Below are 16,323 nucleotides of genomic sequence, written 5' to 3' on the forward strand. Positions count from 1 at the left end.
CTGAACATCTTATTTGCCTTCAAGAAACTTCCCCAGTCTAGTCATGCTTCATACTTTTAGAATCTCAAATTAAATTATCCTTCATTTCAATAAGAGGAACGTGACATAAATCGTTAAAAAATTTGTATCCGTGACCTATCCAGCCAATAATTCAAAAAAACAAAGAGTATCAAAAATAGTGTCAAAAAAAGAAGCAAGATCGCCAATTTCTGACAATCTTGCTTCTTTCTTCAGCTATTTCAACACGTCATTCAAGGCTTCACTCATCGTCGGATGGGTATAGATTTGATCTCTTAACAGAGTATATGGCAAACCGCCCTTCATTGCTAAGGTAATCAGATTAATCACTTCGTGGGATTCTTCCGCGTAAATTGTCGCTCCAAGGATTTGCTCTGTTTGAGGATCCACAAGAATTTTAAACATCCCTTTAGGATCCTCCAGAACATTGGCTTTCGGAACTCCCGCAGACATGAATTTGAACAGCTTGTACTCGATCCCTTTCGCTTGAGCAGTTTTTTCCGTCAGACCAACATTTGATAAAGGCGGCGTAATGAAAACACTGTACGGAACAAGAGTCCGATCCTTCGTTGACCGAGTATTTTTACCGTCTAGTTGATCTAAAATAATGCGATAATCATCCAATGAAACGTAAGTGAATTGAGGACCACCTTTAACATCTCCAATTGCCCAAACATTTTCCGCAGCTGTCCGTAAGTAGTCACCTACCACGATTTCACCGCGATCAGTTACTTTTACGTCCGTATTTTCCAACCCCAAACCAAGAATGTTCGGCTTGCGGCCAGTTGCAGCCAGAATATTATCTGCTGTTACCTTCTGTGATACACCCTTTTCAGTAAAGCTCACTTCAACTTGATTTGCTTGATCCTTCACTTCATCTATCGTAACTCCTAAATGAAATTCTATTCCTTGTGCAGTAAGGTCGGAAAAAATCATTTCAGAGATATCATCATCTTCACGAACCAAGAATTTCTCTTTGGCGTCCAGTACGATCACCTTTGAGCCATAATTTGCAAACATTGAAGCAAACTCCAATCCGATATAGCCTGCACCAATGATCACGAGTGTTTGCGGCAGATTTTCCAGATCCATTGCTTGAGTCGAATCGATCAAATACCTGCTATCAGCTAGCCCTTTGATTGGCAAAATAATCGGTGTCGCTCCCGTATTAATGAAGATCCGTTTCCCTTCTAATTGTTGAGTTTCTCCGTTGTTGTCAACCTCTAAGACATGATTAGAAACAAAACGAGCTGTCCCATCCAGCACTGTTCCAGTAGGCTCATCAGCAATCATATGATAATTCTTGTTTCTTAATTTTCCCGTTAAATTCTCCTTGATTGCGACTCCTTCAGAAAAGGAGGTGCCCTTTTCTCCATTTAAAATCATTGATTTTGATGGGATACAGCCGATATTGATACACGTTCCGCCATACATCCGCTTAGATTTCTCAATTACTAGCACGCTTTCGCCTCGACTAGCTAATGTTTTCGCTAGCGTTTTTCCGCCCTTTCCAAAACCCACAATAATATTCTGATAGTGTTCCATCTTCATTCCTCCAAAGACATTTCTTGATTTCATTTGAAGCATACTACTTAATATTTTTAATGTGAAATATCCTGCACTAAAAAAGATATTCGAAATTAACAGAGATGTCTCCATGATAGGGATGAAAAAAAGCCAGTTTTTGTGATAATCTGGCAAGTTTGATGGCGCTACCACACCCGCTGAAGCTTCAAAGCAGAATTCTTTTCAGCAGTAAGTAATCTGTATATACTTTGGGGGACAAGTAGTTCCGAAAGGGAGCGATAATCATGAAAAAAACGTTAAGGACTTTGTTTAGTGTCATTTTCTTATTAAGTAATCTTTTCTTTAGTTTCGGATCAAGCAAATCATATGCAGCAGAACAACTAGATGCTTCGCAGTTTGTCTCAAATGTCACACTGGCTGACGCTAACGGCCCCATTGGAATAAACAAGATACGTGACTCCTCTTCTATTCACGTCACGTATAATTTAGCGATCAGCAATGGCAATACGATCGATCCGACCCAACCCTACACCATGGCATTGCCGAAGGAGCTTAGCTATGAAACAACAACTCCTATTCGTATAGACAATGGTTCTGGCGTTCATTTGGGTGATGTGACGATAAATAATGGCATTATCTCCATCCAATTTTCACCTGATATAACGTCTTTCGAAAATCTGAAAATCAATTTTAATTTCTGGGCTGCTCTCAATAAAAATCAATTAAACTACGAAACCGGAAATGATCTGCTATTTCCAACCCAAAACTATCCGAACAATACCATTCACGTAAACTTTTCAAAAACTAGTTCTGGAGGTGGTTCCGGAACCAGCGCTATCGCTAAAACCTTAAACTACGACGATACAGATCCAACGATTGTGAACTGGACGATCACCGTGAATAATGGCGGCTATCCAATTGATAACGCTTCGATTCAAGACATTATGGAAAACAATCAAGATTTCATTGCCGGCTCAATGACCGTCGCTCACCGTAATTGGAGAAAAACGACTATTTATACAGAAAAAACCGACCCCATTATTTCTCAGCAAGCGGATGGCAGGCAGAGCTTCAGTCTTTCTTTTGGCAAATTGACAAGTACTCAGGAAGAAAACAACTCAGCGACGACTTCTTTAGTCATCCACTATAAAACGAAGCTTCTATATAATGCGTTAAATAATCAATATCATAACAATGTTTCTTCTTATGACAGTAACGAATTGATCGATAGCGCTCAATCTACGGCTGTTTATCGTGGCCAAGGTGGCGGCGGCGAAGGCGATCAGGTAATGACAATTTCTGGCAAAAAAATCTGGGAAGATCAAGACAATACGTTTCAAACGCGCCCCGAAACAGTCACAATTGCCTTATTACGCGACGGAGAAACTTATCGCCAAACGACGATTTCAGAAGGTCAGGATGGCGATTGGAGCTACAGCTTCTCTACTGTCCCGAAATATGACAGTTCCGGCAAAGCCTATACCTATTCTGTACAGGAGTTGAATGTTCCAGAAGGCTACAGTAGTGAAGTAAACGGCACAGATATCACTAATCATTATCCTGCTCGTACTACCGAAATCTCGGGTCAAAAAATCTGGCGAGACCAAGACAATCAAGATGGAAAAAGGCCGAGTGCGATTACCGTAAACCTTCTTGCAAATGGGATTCTTCAGGAAAGCCAAGTTGTTACTAGTCAAAACGACTGGAAATATCAGTTTGCTCAACAGCCGATGTATTCTAATGGAAAGGAGATTAGCTACAGTGTCTCGGAAAATGCCGTTCCAGGCTACACCGCTGTGATTGAAGGAACTACGATCATTAATACCCATACCCCTGAAGTACGATCGATTACGGTACAAAAAAATTGGGATGATCAGGAAAATCAAGATGGCTTAAGAAGTGAACATGTTCAGGCGGTATTATTGGCTAACGGGAAAAAGGTAAACGAGGCTGCACTCGACGAAGCTAGTCAATGGACTCATACATGGGATGAACTGCCGAAATACGAAAAAGGACAAGCAATCAACTACACTGTAGAAGAGCAGACGACCATTCCCGGCTATACTACTAACATATCAAAGCAAAATGAAGACACATTTATCATTACCAACACCCATCAGCCGCTACAGACAACGGTAAAAGGGCGCAAAACATGGCGAGACAATAATAACCGTGCAGGCAAAAGACCGGACAATATTACTATTCAGCTGCTGGCAAACGGACTCCCTGTCACTTCTAAACAAGTATCTTCAAGCGATAATTGGAGTTACGAGTTTACCGCGTTGCCGAAAAATCAAAAGGGCAAGCCGATCGTCTATTCGATCGTTGAGGAATCTGTCCCTGGATACATCAGTCAAGTGCAAGGCTATGATCTGATCAATACCTATAGTCAGGAAACCACGATTCCTTCAATCAATGTCACTCAAAAATGGAATGATGACAATAACAAAAATAAAGATCGTCCTGATTCAGTAAAGGTACAACTTTACGATGGCAATAAAAAGCATGGAAATCCAGTAGTCTTAAATGATAACAATCATTGGACCCACTCATGGAAGAATCTTCCAAAACAAGACCTAAATGGAAACAATATCAACTATACTGTCAAAGCCATTGATGTTCCAAAAAACTATCATTCAACAGTTATCGAACAAGCGCCCTACGATTTTGTTATTACCAATACCTATCAAAACACTGTAGGCAATGAGAGCTCCCAGTCTGTTTCGAAAATTTATCCGAAAACAGGTGAAAATAATTCTGAAATCCTTTTAATAATCGGTACGATTCTAGCATTTGGAACGATAATCGGATATCTTTTACAAATCAATCTCCTGAAAAACAAACAAAAATAAAATGAAGCAGGTTGTTAAGAATTCTAACTTCTTAACAACCTGCTTTTCATTGCCCAAACTTGCGTATCATCTTGATTTTATCGCTATTCTTTGAACTCGGTCGTTTATTCAGTTCTGATGATGTTATCGAATACTGGACCTTAATCCGATCACTAACAAAGTAATTATCAATTCCCTGTGGAAGCCGCCAGTTTACACTGACACATCCTGGTCTGCGATAATAATCATCACTCTCATAATTCTCGTACAGGACAAACCACGGAACCAAGGATGTTCCCTTGCCATTTTCATCCATATACCGATCATTGGTATCAAAGCGAATGATGTCGCCAGAATCATCAAAGGTAAATTGACCTTTGGCGCTTACACCGTTCCACGTGATTGTTCCCTCAATTCTGCGGGAATCAATCGTTTTCCATTCTATGTACTCTTGCAAAAACAAGCTTGGCATAAATACAGCATCAGCCAGTGCCGTGATCAATTGTCCTTGATCCATCTCCGGACCAGTCGAGTTGAACAATCGAAAATGCTTGGCGATCATCCCAATCATTGCCCCGCGCCCATCTTTCACACTATCCCTCACATGAACAGGCAAACCATACATCCTTGCTTTCAAAAAAGCATAGCGGTCAGGTCGATCAACAAAATTTACCTGGCAAAAATCAATTCGAATCGGATCTTTATCCGCTGCCATCCGAAACTTTGTATTTTCAAATTGAACATACATGTTACGCATCATCGGCTGATTGACGTAGCCGTTCTTCTTCAGATATTTCCTGAGAAGTTGCGGCAGTTGAGCCACGGCTTCTTCCGTAATTAACTGTGGTTTCGCAGAAGATTGTTCATGCTGAAATGAATCTTCGACATCCGTCAGATAGTTCCTCCAAGCTGGCCCGCCCGGGATAAGCAGATAAATGATCACTAATACTAAAACAATAGCTAATCCCCATAAAAACAGCATGCTCATCCTTCCTTTCATAAATAATCTTGTTCCTACTTCTTACTATACACGAAACTTCGACAACAGCCATCCGCCCAAAGGCTTAAAAATGAATAAATTTAAGCGTATTATTACTGGAAGAATACAAGAAACATGCGCCTGATCACTTGATAACTTCTGATACTAAGTCTATGAATGCCCGCAGTTCTGCCTGCTTTTCAAAAATCTCTTTCATAACACAAAAACAGGCAAACCTTTAGTAGGCTAGCCTGCTTGACAATTATAGTTATTTTTGACAAAAAGCGATGATTCTCTCCATCATTGGTTCATAAGCAGCTCGATTCAATGCCTCCGTTCCGCCTAAGATCAACTGATCTGTCTGAACAGCTCCGCCAATCGAATGACCGACTCCCGGATAAACGATTGCCTCGGTATTTTCAGCGGGGCGATGCGCTTGGATATCCTTAACCATTTGATCCGAAGGCCAGAGCTGATCATCGCCGCCAGCAATCAAGAGCAGTTCTCCAGAAAAATGTTCGATTTTTATTCGGGACTCCTCGCTATTTTCGTCCAGCTTGATACACAGCTAATATATATTTCGAAATGAGACTGGCTTTTTCCGCAGCGTTCGGAAAATATAGAGAAGAAACGCTCGAATAGTTGCTAGACTCCAGCGCTTCTTCACTCTTTCAAGCGAAAGGTACGGTATTTCCTGACCTTTTTTAGTCCATGAAGAGCCCTCTTCCTCCATTGTTCCTAACCCATAAAACACATGACTGCTAGGAACAATCCCAACAATTTTATCGATGTATTGGCTGTATTCACTTCCTAACACTAAAGCAAGCTCTGCACCCTTAGACTCTCCCAAGACCGTTATCTCGTTTGCATTCGCAAATTGTTTTGTAACATACGCATGAGCAGCTTCAAAAATCTCGATCGGAACTTGCTTTAGTTCTCGCGGCAAGTTTGGTTTTCCGAAAAAGAACAACGCCAGCACTTCAAAGCTTTGACTTGCCAGCTCTTCAGCCTTTTTATAATTACAGCCGCCCTCTGATCCGCCAAAAACGATAACTGTTCCTGCAGACATTCCTTGTTTCATTCTCAAGGAATAGCCTTGCAAGATCCCTTGATCCACTTTGTTTACCAACAAATCCTTCGTTGCCAACAGCACTTTCCCCCTATACTCCGTTATAAAACGTTCTCACTCCTTTTATTCTATCATCTAATCGGGTCGATACCGCAAAAAAATGAACACTATTGCAAAGATCCAGAGCACTTAGAATCTTAAACTAAAATGCGGTGCCGTACTTTTTTTCGATCCCTTATTAATTTAGCCAAATCGTAATAGCACTCTTAAATATCAGTAGATAGCTTTGAATTATTTCGGTAACCTGATAAAATGATCAATGAAGAATTCGACCGTTATCTCTTTAAATGAACAGGAGCTTTAAACAATGGATGAAAAAGAACTAAATATCGTATTAACGCAAAAATACTTGGAATTAAATAGCTTATTCATGCAATTCTTCCGTGAAAACTCCCGTGGACCCTTCAAATTTGAAAACCGCCATCGTGGACAAGGGCAAATTTTAGCGATCATTCGGGAACATGGGACGATCACCCAAAAAGATCTAGTCAGCCGATTAGATATGCGTCCGCAATCCGCCTCTGAAATGATCCGAAAGCTGGAAAAAAAGGAATATATCACCCGCGAAAAATCAGAAGAAGACAAACGGGTAATGAACATCCACCTTACTGTCCGCGGTAAAATAGCTGCGCAGCAAAGTGATGATTTCCAACCAGTTGTATTGGAAGCCTTGACTTTGGAAGAAAAAGAACAGTTTGATCACATTATGACGAAGTTAATTAATGAAATTGAACCGCAAATCAAGCACCGCCCGCGGAATCGCTGGGGACGCCAATAAAAAGGCCTAAGAGAAGAATAATTCTCTTAGACCTTTTTTAATGGATTAACTTTTCCGTTCTCTGATTTTCTTAGTAAGAAAGCCGATCACGAATACGGATAAAATCTTGAAGATCAACGATCGAACCGCACTATCTTTTTTTGCTGCATTCTTTTTGCTCATTTTATGAGGTCGACCATGATTTCTGGGATTATCCCAAGTATTTTTCAATAAATGTACCATTATTTGTAAGCCTCCTATAGTTTTCTTTTATTAAGGTCCAATCAGCCTAATTTTCTGGTTGAAGACAGTTTTGCTGGGCTCTTTTCATCCTCATCAGGAAACGCCGTTAATTCTTCGTATTCCTCATAATATTTTTTCAGTGATGATTTAAATTCTGGACTCCATGGCTTCACATGTCCTGAATAGTGAATAATCATCGGATCTCTGCGGGTTTCAAAGTACTCTTTTTCACCCTCAGGATCGGGATGTTCCACTTCCCGCTTCATGATATAGCTTTGGGCATTCCATTTTGGATGAAGTTGCAACCAATGGTCGTGCAAGATTGCATTCAAGGCATCCTGGTCATGGAATTTCAGCTTCTCAGGATTGTCATGAATATATCGCAATACACGATTCGTCACATCCTCTGCCAGCCATTTCTTCATATTGATCAGCATAAAGCCGGAATTGAAGTATTTCGTCGAATCACAAGCGATATCCATTTTTTCCAGTCGATGATGGAAACCGGCATCCTCTACCGCCGCCAATGTGCAGCCTGTCAAATCAATCCGCCATAATTCAGAGATGTCGCCTAAAGCGATCATGTCACAATCCAAATAGAGAATTCGTTCAAGGTCTTGATCGCGGAACAATTCCGGGATGGCGATCCGGTAATAGGCTGTTTCTGGGATTCGGTCGCTTTCCACCGCGTCCGAGAAATATTTCTTATCAATTGTTAAAAAATGCAGCATTGCATCGTATTCTTTCAACGTTTCACGCATCAAGCGTTTGTTCGCGATACTGATTTCATCATCGATCACATAGAAATCAAAAATCTTGGTCGAGCGATCTGTATTCTCTAAAACTGAGACAAAAAGTGCTGAGACATGCTCAGCAAATGCATCATTCGAGCTTGATACGATCGTTATCTTGTCATTTTTCATTTTACATTCACCGTCTTCATAAAAATACTTTTGTTCAAAAGCTCCATATACCTCTCTTGGTATGGGTGCCCCTCTAACGTGTTCCATGGTTTATCATGGCCAGTAAAATGGACCACTGCGGGATTTTTTCGCCCTTCCTGATACTTTTCATCGTATGCCTTTGTAGGAGCTGGATGTTTATCAAAGATTAGTGACGACTGCATGTTCCAGCGAGGATGGAATGGATGCCAATTTTCATACAACACGGCATTCAGCGCGTCTTGGTCATGATAGATGATCTTATCCCCATTATTTTTCAGATAATCGATTGTCTTTTCTGTAATGTGCTGTTGGTTCCAACGAGCAACATCAATCACCATCACACCCGAGTTGAAATAATAATCATCAGAATCTACCCCTAGACGTTCCAGCGCTTCTGTCTGGCCCGGGTCTATGATAGCGCCGATTGTTTTTCCATCTAAATCTTGCTGATAAAGCTTTTGGATATCATCAAGTACCAATGTATCAGCATCAATGTACAGAATTTTGCGATAATTATTCTCTGACAAAATTTTCGGCATGGAGATTCTAAAGTAAGCGGTCGTAGTAATATGGTCGCTAACTAGAAAATCTTCATAGATTTCTTCATCTACCTTTACAAATTGAATAACAGCAGCGTCAGAATACTGATGGGCTGTTTGGATCAATTTTTCTTTGCTGGAAACCGATAGATCGTCATCAATAATAAAGAAACGAACCGGTGTATTTCTTGCAGTCTTTTTAAGTAAGGTTGAGATCATTACACTCAGATAAGGAGCGTAATTTTCATCAGCTGCTGTGACCACAGGAATTTCCTCAATTTTTGAGAACATTTAACCTTCACTCCTATTCCAAATTTAGTTTAATTAATAACACGTGTTTACAAAATTTAGATTAGACCCTTCTTAGCGATTAAGCAAAATTATTGCTTTGATACCCCTCACATTTCTTCAAAAAATCAGTTTAAAACCCCATCATTTGGGCTAATTTGCAATTTATTAATTTTTTCTAAAGATTTATTTAAATTATTGTTTTTACAATGCATTCATTTTCAAATGAGCGTTTAATTGTTCATTTAAAGAAAATTGGTCTACTCTTTATATAGAGTAATCAAAAAAAGGACGGATATAGATGAAATTGGTAGCAGTAGATCTTGATGGTACCCTATTAAATAAAGAGGGACAGGTTTCAGAGGAAAACGCCTGGGCATTGCAAGAATTCGATCGTCAAGGCGGCACTGTGGCTTTGGCAACCGGACGCTCTATCCAGTCAGCGAAGGAAGTATTTGAAAAATTGCAGTTGCACGGCTACACATTGGCTTCTAATGGGGCCTATGTGGCACGTATTGACAATGGTGAGATTAAAGAAGTGTTGAAAAGCTATACGATCGTTCCCGAAACAGTAAAAACAGCGCTCTCCCTTGCGATGAAAGCTGGTGTGACAGTGGTCGCCAGCCGTTCAACGCAGGACGACCGTATCTCATTTGCGCAGGACAAAAATGAGGTCAACAGTCCTTATTACGCACAATTTAATTTGAAGGAATCAAAAGTGGAAGATCTCTGGGAACAGATTGAAAAGGACGCGATCAGTTATTTCAAACTGGCGTTTACCGATGGTGATACTAGCAAACTGGTGAAACTGCGTTCCCAGTTAGAGAAGAAACAGATCAACAGCTCTTATTCTGATAAGTATTGGCTCGAGGTCATGGCCGAGGGAGTCAATAAAGGTGCTGCACTGAACTTTTTAACAAAACACTTAGCAGTAAAATTATCTGATGTGCTGGCTTTTGGTGACCAAGAAAACGACCTAGAGATGCTAAAGATCAGTGGGAACAGTATCGCGATGGAAAATGCCGCACCAGCCGTCAAAGAAATCGCTGATAAGCTGACAAAATCGAATCAGGACTCCGGCGTTGCCTTTGTTTTGAAGGAATATCTGGCGTAATTTTATCCATGCACAAATAAAGTCGTTACCAGACACTGGTAGCGACTTTATTCGTTATAGCACAATACTTTTCGTTCATTGATTGGTTGGCATTCACGGTTATTGCGTCCGTGAATCGCGATAAAGCGCAAAACCTGCTCCGCTGATACTTCTAAAACAGACTGCATCACATACCATTCCACCCCTTCGGTCAACGGAGGAGTCGTTAAAGAACCGATATAATGATAGTAACTCTTGTTCTCAGGAATGAGATCAGCGACAGAAAAAGTGCCTTCGCCCTTCTGCTGGTCATACTGGTTCAACACGTTCTCAAAGTCTGAGTTATGTTCCCCTACTTGATAGAATACACCGATCACAGCCAATTGGCCGTTAGGTGCTTGGAAGAGAAAATGTCCCTCTAATGGAAAGATTTTTCCATCTAAACGATGCTCCGAATCAGAATGAAAATGCATTTGGACAAAATGAAACAAGCGGTTATTGAAACTGGCTTGGCCTGCTCCTAATAGCTGTAGATTCTGTCCATTGTTTAGGAAAGTTGCGGTAGTATCTGAAAAATTAACCTGTATATTTGCAAGTACATCATTGTTTTCAATTTGAGAAGTCTGAATATCGATCGGTGATTGTCTTTGTCCGCCTTGCGGTTGCCAGTCATCTTGATGGCAATAATCAATCAAAAATTCTGCTTTCATAAAATCCCTCAGTTACCTAAAATTTTTACAATGATATCATTTTCTAGAAAGATTTTCCATCCATATGCAAATATCATGAAAAACTGTAACTTTTTGGGTTTCATTCAGCAGCTCGTGACGAGCATTTTCATATAGCCGGACCGTTACGTGTTTGCTCCCTGCTGCGCGGTAAGCTCCTGCAGCCTTCATCACTCCTTTGCCAAAATCACCAACTGGATCCTCTTTACCGGATAAAAATAGTAAAGGGAGATCTTTTGGCACCTTTTTCAATAATTCCGAGTCCTGTGACCGAATGATCAAGGAAAAGAGTTCTTGATAACCGCTCAACGTAAAGAGGAAGCCGCAATTGGGATCAGCTAGGTAAGCATCGACCTCGGTCGAAAGCGTGGACAACCAATCCTTGTCTGTTCGTTTATTGAATATTTTGCGGTTCATATTGCCAAAAGCCAAGTGATCGATCAGCTTACTGTAGTGCTTTTCACCTTGAAGCTTGCTTAATAGCTTGGCAGACTGCTGTCCAAAGCGAGTCATCCAGACTGGCTGCTGCCCGGTTCCCATCAAGATCGCGCCATCGATCTTCTCGCCATAATCATACAGATAATTTCGCAGAACAAATGAACCCATGCTGTGACCTAAAATAAAAAATGGCAAATCAGAATAGTGGATTTTTCCCCACTCAGTCACCTGATAAAGGTCTTGAACCAAGCCGTGTTTTATTTTTTTATCATGGAAATATCCCTGCATACCCGCTTGAGCCGAGGCGCCATGTCCAAGGTGATCATGCCCGATCACTACAACTCCTTGCTCATTAAAATATTCTGCAAGCTTCTCATAACGTAATAGATGCTCCGCCATCCCGTGTGTCACTTGAAGAACCGCCCATGGGTCTTCACAGGACCAGTGGTAGCCCTGCAATGATGTTTTCTGATCAACTGAACGTATTTCAAATTTTTCTAACATACTCATTTCCTTTCTAAAAAAGACTTATTTTTTTCGTTTGACTTAAACGCGATCCCGTTTGAATTTCCATCTTAAGTTGGATGTGTATCTAGCAAAAAATGGTACACTATTAGTAAATGGAGGGATGGAATATGTCTTGCTTAGGTAATATCATCTGGTTTATCTTCGGCGGTCTGATTGGTGGATTGACTTGGTGTCTTGCAGGCCTCTTATGGTGTATCACGATTATCGGCATCCCCATCGGATTACAGTGCTTCAAATTTGCCAGTCTAAGTTTCGCGCCCTTTGGCAAAGATCTGGTGTATCATACGACGGGCGTAAATTTTATCGTTAATATTATTTGGTTGATTGTCTCTGGTGTTCCCTTAGCCTTAGGGCACCTTGCTAGTGCTGCGTTGCTATGTATTACTATTGTCGGAATCCCCTTCGCTGCACAATCATTGAAGCTCGCTCGCTTGGCACTGATGCCTTTTGGCGCACAGATCGTGTCGATTCGCTAATACTATCAGTCTATTCACAAAATCAGAAACGATAAAAAAGAGGATGACAGCCTGTCTTCCTCTTTTTCTTACCCAAAAATCAAGTAGATTAAGCCTGAGATAACCAATAGGATATTTAGCGTTACTTGGATATTCACCATCAATGGAGTAACCTTCTTTTTTCTGCGTCGTGTAAGACTCAGATAGATATTGTACACTCCAACTAAAATAATGAAGATTACCAATGCGATCAGATACAAAAAGTCACTCCCCTTTTTGTCTGTAGTGTAACGTGAAATATTCCCATCAGCAAGCAAAGTCAATGAAATCTAATCTAATTGTTTGAAGAAATCACGTAATTCAGCTTTCCGCCGTTCACTTAATTCACGCTTCGGAATATCCTGTATCGCTCCTTCTAATCCATACAATAAATGTAAACAAGCGCCATCATCCACGAGATGACGGATTTTCAAGAAGGCCGCTTCCGTTCCTAGCTCCCGCAGCTGCTCCGGTTCAACAATCCCTACCTGTGCCAATTTTTCTTCATTTACTACACCAATATTTTTCATTTCTGAGATTCTCATCGCCGACTCCTTTTAGATATATTATACCCCAGAATGAAAGCGGAAACGACAGCTTTCATTAAAATACACCAAGAAATCACTTTTTTCATCAGCTGATCTTTCTAAATAGTAGCAACAGCAGAATGATTAAACTAGCCGTCATTTCTTTTTAAGAATAAATTCTATTTATGAAAATTTTGGTTGTCTTACTACTATTTTTTACGCAATTCTTACAGAATTATATGATTGAGTTAGTTGTCTTTTCTGCAAATTCATCCTGTTTTACTTTCAAAAAACCAAAAATATAACCTAGGTTATTTTTAAGAATGCGAGTTTTCAATATTTTTTAGGAGAAATCTTTATTTTTCTTCATTTATTAGATTATTATTTGTATTAAATGATATTTTAATATATTATATAAATCAGTGAGATTAATTTTTATTAAATAAGAATGGAGGGATAGTTCATGCTCGGAATGGATAGAGCTACCTTATTGAAGATTCAGATCATAGAGACGTTAGATGGACTGCAGGCACCGATTTCTTTGAAAGAGCTACAGGAAAAAATTGGACACGCAAGCCTTGGTACAATCCGTGTGAATTGCAAGGAGCTGCAAGGGATCATCGAAGACCTCTATACAGAAGAAGACTATTCATTAAACTTGCGCATGAATAATGGTCGTGGAATTCAATTGAACCGTTCCTCAACCAATCTCCAATCATTAACGAGTTACTTGTACAAACAGGATCTCGCTTGTGAAATCATTCGTACGGTCCTAGCAAAGCGAAAAATATCCGCGATCCAGTTTTGTATGGACAATAATATCAGTGAATCAAAACTGCGGCGCAAGATCAAAGAAATCAATCAGGACCTGACTGATTATGATCTCTACATTTCTTGCTCAGCAAAAATGAGTTTGAAAGGCCGAGAAATCGACATTCGCCGTTTTTACTATATCTTTATCAGAGGACTCTACCATCAGTTTATCCAAATTGAATGGATCAATACAGAGACGTATTTCCAACTGGCTCAACAGATCGGAGAATATCTGAAACTCATGAATAATCCGACAAATCTCGAGATGATCAGCTTTTGGTTGTTAATCACCAATCAATCCCTCAGCAAAAAAGGCACGCTTGTTTTTAATGATGCCGAACTCGATTGGCTGAATCGCTTCAAGTATCCAAAGAAGCCGGCTTTTTTAAAAACCTGGGATACCAACGAATGGAAGTTTTTTCTTTATGCCATTTACAGTTCGCTTTTGAATGATTTCGAATTGCAACCTAAGAACTCTTCGCAAGAATTGTTCTTTGATCAGGCTATTTCCCGCTGGATCGAATACTTTACCCATTATTTCCGCCCATTGAATAGTCGGGAACAAAAATTTGTCGCACGAAAAATTAGACAGCATTATGCTGCTTTTGCCCTCTTCAGATTAAATGATCCCATGATCGATCAGCTGAGGAATAGTGTTGCACTCAATGATGTGCAAACCGATTTCCCCTATTACTTCCGGCGTTTTGATGCTTTTTGGAAGGATTTTACTCAGGCAGTTCCGGGATTTGACCGACGTCAATTACGGATCTATTCCTTTTTAACTTGTGTGACTCTGTTTTCCATTGAAAACTGTTTACCGGAACTATCGGTATATGTTTTTTCCGAACATAGTGAGCTTTTCGGGATTTTTATCCAAGAGAAAATCAATTTGCACTTCAAAAATCGCTATCACCTGAATTTCGTTGATGATCCGCGAGATGCGCGGCTGATTATTGGCACATCACCAAGCTGTAAAAATTTCCTGTCTGAAGGACAGAAATGTGTGATCATTCGCTCAAACATCTCCGCTACCGATTATTTGGACATTGAAGCGATACTTGAGTCGATGGTGAATAAAGATTTGGCACAATCAAAGGAATAAATGAAAATAGGTTGAGAATTTGATTAAAAAAAGGTATCGTAGTATGTATCACACATAGAAGGAGGCCATTATGGTTTACGTTAGTGAAATGCAGACTACCCCACCGACTGAGTTTGGTTCCAAGTTAGAGGAGAAGACGTACGAAACACTGGCAAAGCTGGAGATCCCTTTTTATCAAGTGGCTACTGGTGAGACCTTAACCATGGAGGATTGTATCGAGATCGACAAGCGCTTAGGTGTTGAAGTGGTAAAAACGATTTTCTTATGTAATCAAAAAAAGACCAAGTTCTACTTGTATATTGTTCCAGCCGATTTCAAGTTTGTCACAAAGGAATTCGGTAAGAAGTTAGAAATTCCGCGGGTGTCTTTCGCCTCAGCTGACCTAATGAAGGAACGCTTAGGTGTGATTCCTGGTGCGGCAACGATTTTTGGCTTGCTGAAGGATCCAGACCACGAGATTCAATTAGTGTTTGATAAATCAGTGTCAGAGCGCGAATGGTATGCATGCAGCTCTGGATCGATTACCAACTATATGAAGCTCAAGATGAGTGATCTATTCGAGAAATTTCTGCCTTATACTGGGCATGAAGCTATTTTTATCGATTAAAAAAGTGTTAGGAGACCCCTCTCCTAACACTTTTTTTGGACGATCTTGCTATCTGGAAAGATCAAAAACGGGTTTCTTTCCTATTTTTTGAACACTTTTTAACCCCTAACCCTAATGACGAACGAATCGTCAGCTTACCATTTAACAGTCACACAGCCGATTTCTTTCATTGGTCCAGTAATTTCTTTCCCGCAATCTGAACCAACTGCTTGAATCGCAAAGTAGTAAGTGCCTCTTGATAAGCAAACTTGACTCAATGAGTAGTCAAGGTAATATCCTTTTCCGTAAGGTCCATTCATGTATTTCGCATAACGAACATCGATGGTTTTGTACGCTGAACCGTAGCCGCAACCTGCTGTTCTGCGATAAACGCGAACTTTCGTATAGTCTAACGAATTTGGATTTTGTGTACCTAAGAAAATTTGCGCACCATAGTAACGTGTTGGGATACAACCGCATTTAAGAACATTCTTAATGCAGCCTTTCAAACTGTTGCCAATGTCCTTTTTCTTAAGCGTTGTCGCACAGCTTGATCCCCATTGTGGGCTCACCCAGCTGCTCCATTGACCGTAATTTGCTTTTACCCAGTAATAGTAAGTGGTGCATTGGTTCAAGCAATCATCTGTATAAGACATTTCTGAACCGCTTTGGTTGCCATTCACATTGATCGCAGTCGCATTATTGATGTTGTTTGTTGTGCTGCGGTACAAGGTATAGCTTGTTGCGTAGCGAGTGGAT

General features: G+C 40.3%; 17 protein-coding genes and 1 pseudogene. 6 read left to right on the top strand and 12 right to left on the bottom strand.

The window, feature by feature from the left end; all coding sequences use genetic code 11:
* Positions 1-234 precede the first annotated feature (234 nt).
* Positions 235-1,563, bottom strand: a complete 1,329-nt coding sequence (locus E6139_RS20800) for an FAD-containing oxidoreductase (protein WP_316405458.1) — start codon at positions 1,561-1,563, stop codon at positions 235-237.
* Between the two features lie 266 nt (positions 1,564-1,829).
* Between E6139_RS20800 and E6139_RS20805 the strand changes: the two genes are divergently transcribed.
* Positions 1,830-4,397: a Cna B-type domain-containing protein gene (locus E6139_RS20805; protein WP_316405459.1), complete on the top strand. Its 2,568-nt coding sequence runs from the start codon at positions 1,830-1,832 to the stop codon at positions 4,395-4,397.
* 46 nt (positions 4,398-4,443) lie between these two features.
* On the opposite strand, the gene E6139_RS20810 is transcribed toward E6139_RS20805, so the two are convergent.
* From E6139_RS20810 to E6139_RS22910, 3 genes are all read right to left on the bottom strand, one after another.
* Positions 4,444-5,358, bottom strand: coding sequence for a DUF6544 family protein (locus E6139_RS20810; RefSeq protein WP_316405460.1), 915 nt, complete (start codon positions 5,356-5,358; stop codon positions 4,444-4,446).
* A 265-nt stretch (positions 5,359-5,623) separates the two neighbouring features.
* The gene (locus E6139_RS22905) at positions 5,624-5,923 is read right to left on the bottom strand and encodes an acyl-CoA thioester hydrolase/BAAT C-terminal domain-containing protein (RefSeq protein ID WP_410470558.1); all 300 of its coding nucleotides are present in this window, start codon (positions 5,921-5,923) and stop codon (positions 5,624-5,626) included.
* A complete protein-coding gene (locus E6139_RS22910) occupies positions 5,924-6,502 on the bottom strand; it encodes an acyl-CoA thioester hydrolase/BAAT C-terminal domain-containing protein (RefSeq protein WP_410470557.1) in 579 nt (192 codons plus the stop codon). It abuts the gene before it with no gap.
* A gap of 289 nt (positions 6,503-6,791) precedes the next feature.
* Between E6139_RS22910 and E6139_RS20820 the strand changes: the two genes are divergently transcribed.
* Entirely contained in the window at positions 6,792-7,262 is a 471-nt protein-coding gene (locus E6139_RS20820; RefSeq protein WP_316405461.1) for a MarR family winged helix-turn-helix transcriptional regulator, read from the top strand.
* 45 nt (positions 7,263-7,307) lie between these two features.
* On the opposite strand, the gene E6139_RS20825 is transcribed toward E6139_RS20820, so the two are convergent.
* From E6139_RS20825 to E6139_RS20835, 3 genes are read right to left on the bottom strand one after another with little or no spacing between them, the layout of a single operon-like run.
* The gene (locus tag E6139_RS20825; RefSeq protein ID WP_316405462.1) at positions 7,308-7,484 is read right to left on the bottom strand and encodes a hypothetical protein; all 177 of its coding nucleotides are present in this window, start codon (positions 7,482-7,484) and stop codon (positions 7,308-7,310) included.
* Between the two features lie 41 nt (positions 7,485-7,525).
* Positions 7,526-8,407: a glycosyltransferase family 8 protein gene (locus tag E6139_RS20830; protein WP_316405463.1), complete on the bottom strand. Its 882-nt coding sequence runs from the start codon at positions 8,405-8,407 to the stop codon at positions 7,526-7,528.
* Entirely contained in the window at positions 8,404-9,258 is an 855-nt protein-coding gene (locus E6139_RS20835) for a glycosyltransferase family 8 protein (RefSeq protein WP_316405464.1), read from the bottom strand. The genes E6139_RS20830 and E6139_RS20835 overlap by 4 nt, the downstream gene beginning before the upstream one ends.
* 298 nt (positions 9,259-9,556) lie before the next feature.
* Between E6139_RS20835 and E6139_RS20840 the strand changes: the two genes are divergently transcribed.
* Positions 9,557-10,369, top strand: a complete 813-nt coding sequence (locus E6139_RS20840) for an HAD family hydrolase (RefSeq protein ID WP_316405465.1) — start codon at positions 9,557-9,559, stop codon at positions 10,367-10,369.
* A 47-nt stretch (positions 10,370-10,416) separates the two neighbouring features.
* Here E6139_RS20840 and E6139_RS20845 read toward each other — a convergent pair whose 3' ends face one another.
* Both E6139_RS20845 and E6139_RS20850 read right to left on the bottom strand, forming a co-directional pair.
* Positions 10,417-11,058 carry a carbonic anhydrase family protein gene (locus E6139_RS20845; RefSeq protein WP_316405466.1) on the bottom strand — a complete coding sequence of 214 codons (642 nt, stop codon included), beginning with the start codon at positions 11,056-11,058 and terminating at the stop codon, positions 10,417-10,419.
* A gap of 36 nt (positions 11,059-11,094) precedes the next feature.
* Positions 11,095-12,018 (bottom strand): alpha/beta fold hydrolase, encoded by a 924-nt coding sequence (locus tag E6139_RS20850; protein WP_316405467.1) that lies wholly within the window; start codon positions 12,016-12,018, stop codon positions 11,095-11,097.
* 131 nt (positions 12,019-12,149) lie between these two features.
* Here E6139_RS20850 and E6139_RS20855 point away from each other — a divergent pair, with 131 nt between their 5' ends.
* Positions 12,150-12,518, top strand: coding sequence for a YccF domain-containing protein (locus tag E6139_RS20855; protein ID WP_316405468.1), 369 nt, complete (start codon positions 12,150-12,152; stop codon positions 12,516-12,518).
* A 68-nt stretch (positions 12,519-12,586) separates the two neighbouring features.
* Here the strand turns inward: E6139_RS20855 and E6139_RS20860 are convergent, their stop codons facing one another.
* The gene (locus E6139_RS20860; protein WP_316405469.1) at positions 12,587-12,757 is read right to left on the bottom strand and encodes a hypothetical protein; all 171 of its coding nucleotides are present in this window, start codon (positions 12,755-12,757) and stop codon (positions 12,587-12,589) included.
* Between the two features lie 69 nt (positions 12,758-12,826).
* Positions 12,827-13,081, bottom strand: coding sequence for a TfoX/Sxy family DNA transformation protein (locus tag E6139_RS20865; protein ID WP_316405470.1), 255 nt, complete (start codon positions 13,079-13,081; stop codon positions 12,827-12,829).
* A gap of 445 nt (positions 13,082-13,526) precedes the next feature.
* Between E6139_RS20865 and E6139_RS20870 the strand changes: the two genes are divergently transcribed.
* Positions 13,527-14,978, top strand: coding sequence for a helix-turn-helix domain-containing protein (locus E6139_RS20870; RefSeq protein WP_316405471.1), 1,452 nt, complete (start codon positions 13,527-13,529; stop codon positions 14,976-14,978).
* 70 nt (positions 14,979-15,048) lie between these two features.
* Positions 15,049-15,585 (top strand): prolyl-tRNA synthetase associated domain-containing protein, encoded by a 537-nt coding sequence (locus E6139_RS20875; protein WP_316405472.1) that lies wholly within the window; start codon positions 15,049-15,051, stop codon positions 15,583-15,585.
* Between the two features lie 134 nt (positions 15,586-15,719).
* On the opposite strand, the pseudogene E6139_RS20880 reads toward E6139_RS20875, so the two are convergent.
* A pseudogene (locus E6139_RS20880) lies at positions 15,720-16,323 on the bottom strand (hypothetical protein); the annotation flags it as partial.

It is taken from the genome of Enterococcus sp., assembly GCF_032555305.1.
Classification (GTDB): Bacteria; Bacillota; Bacilli; order Lactobacillales; family Enterococcaceae; genus Enterococcus_A.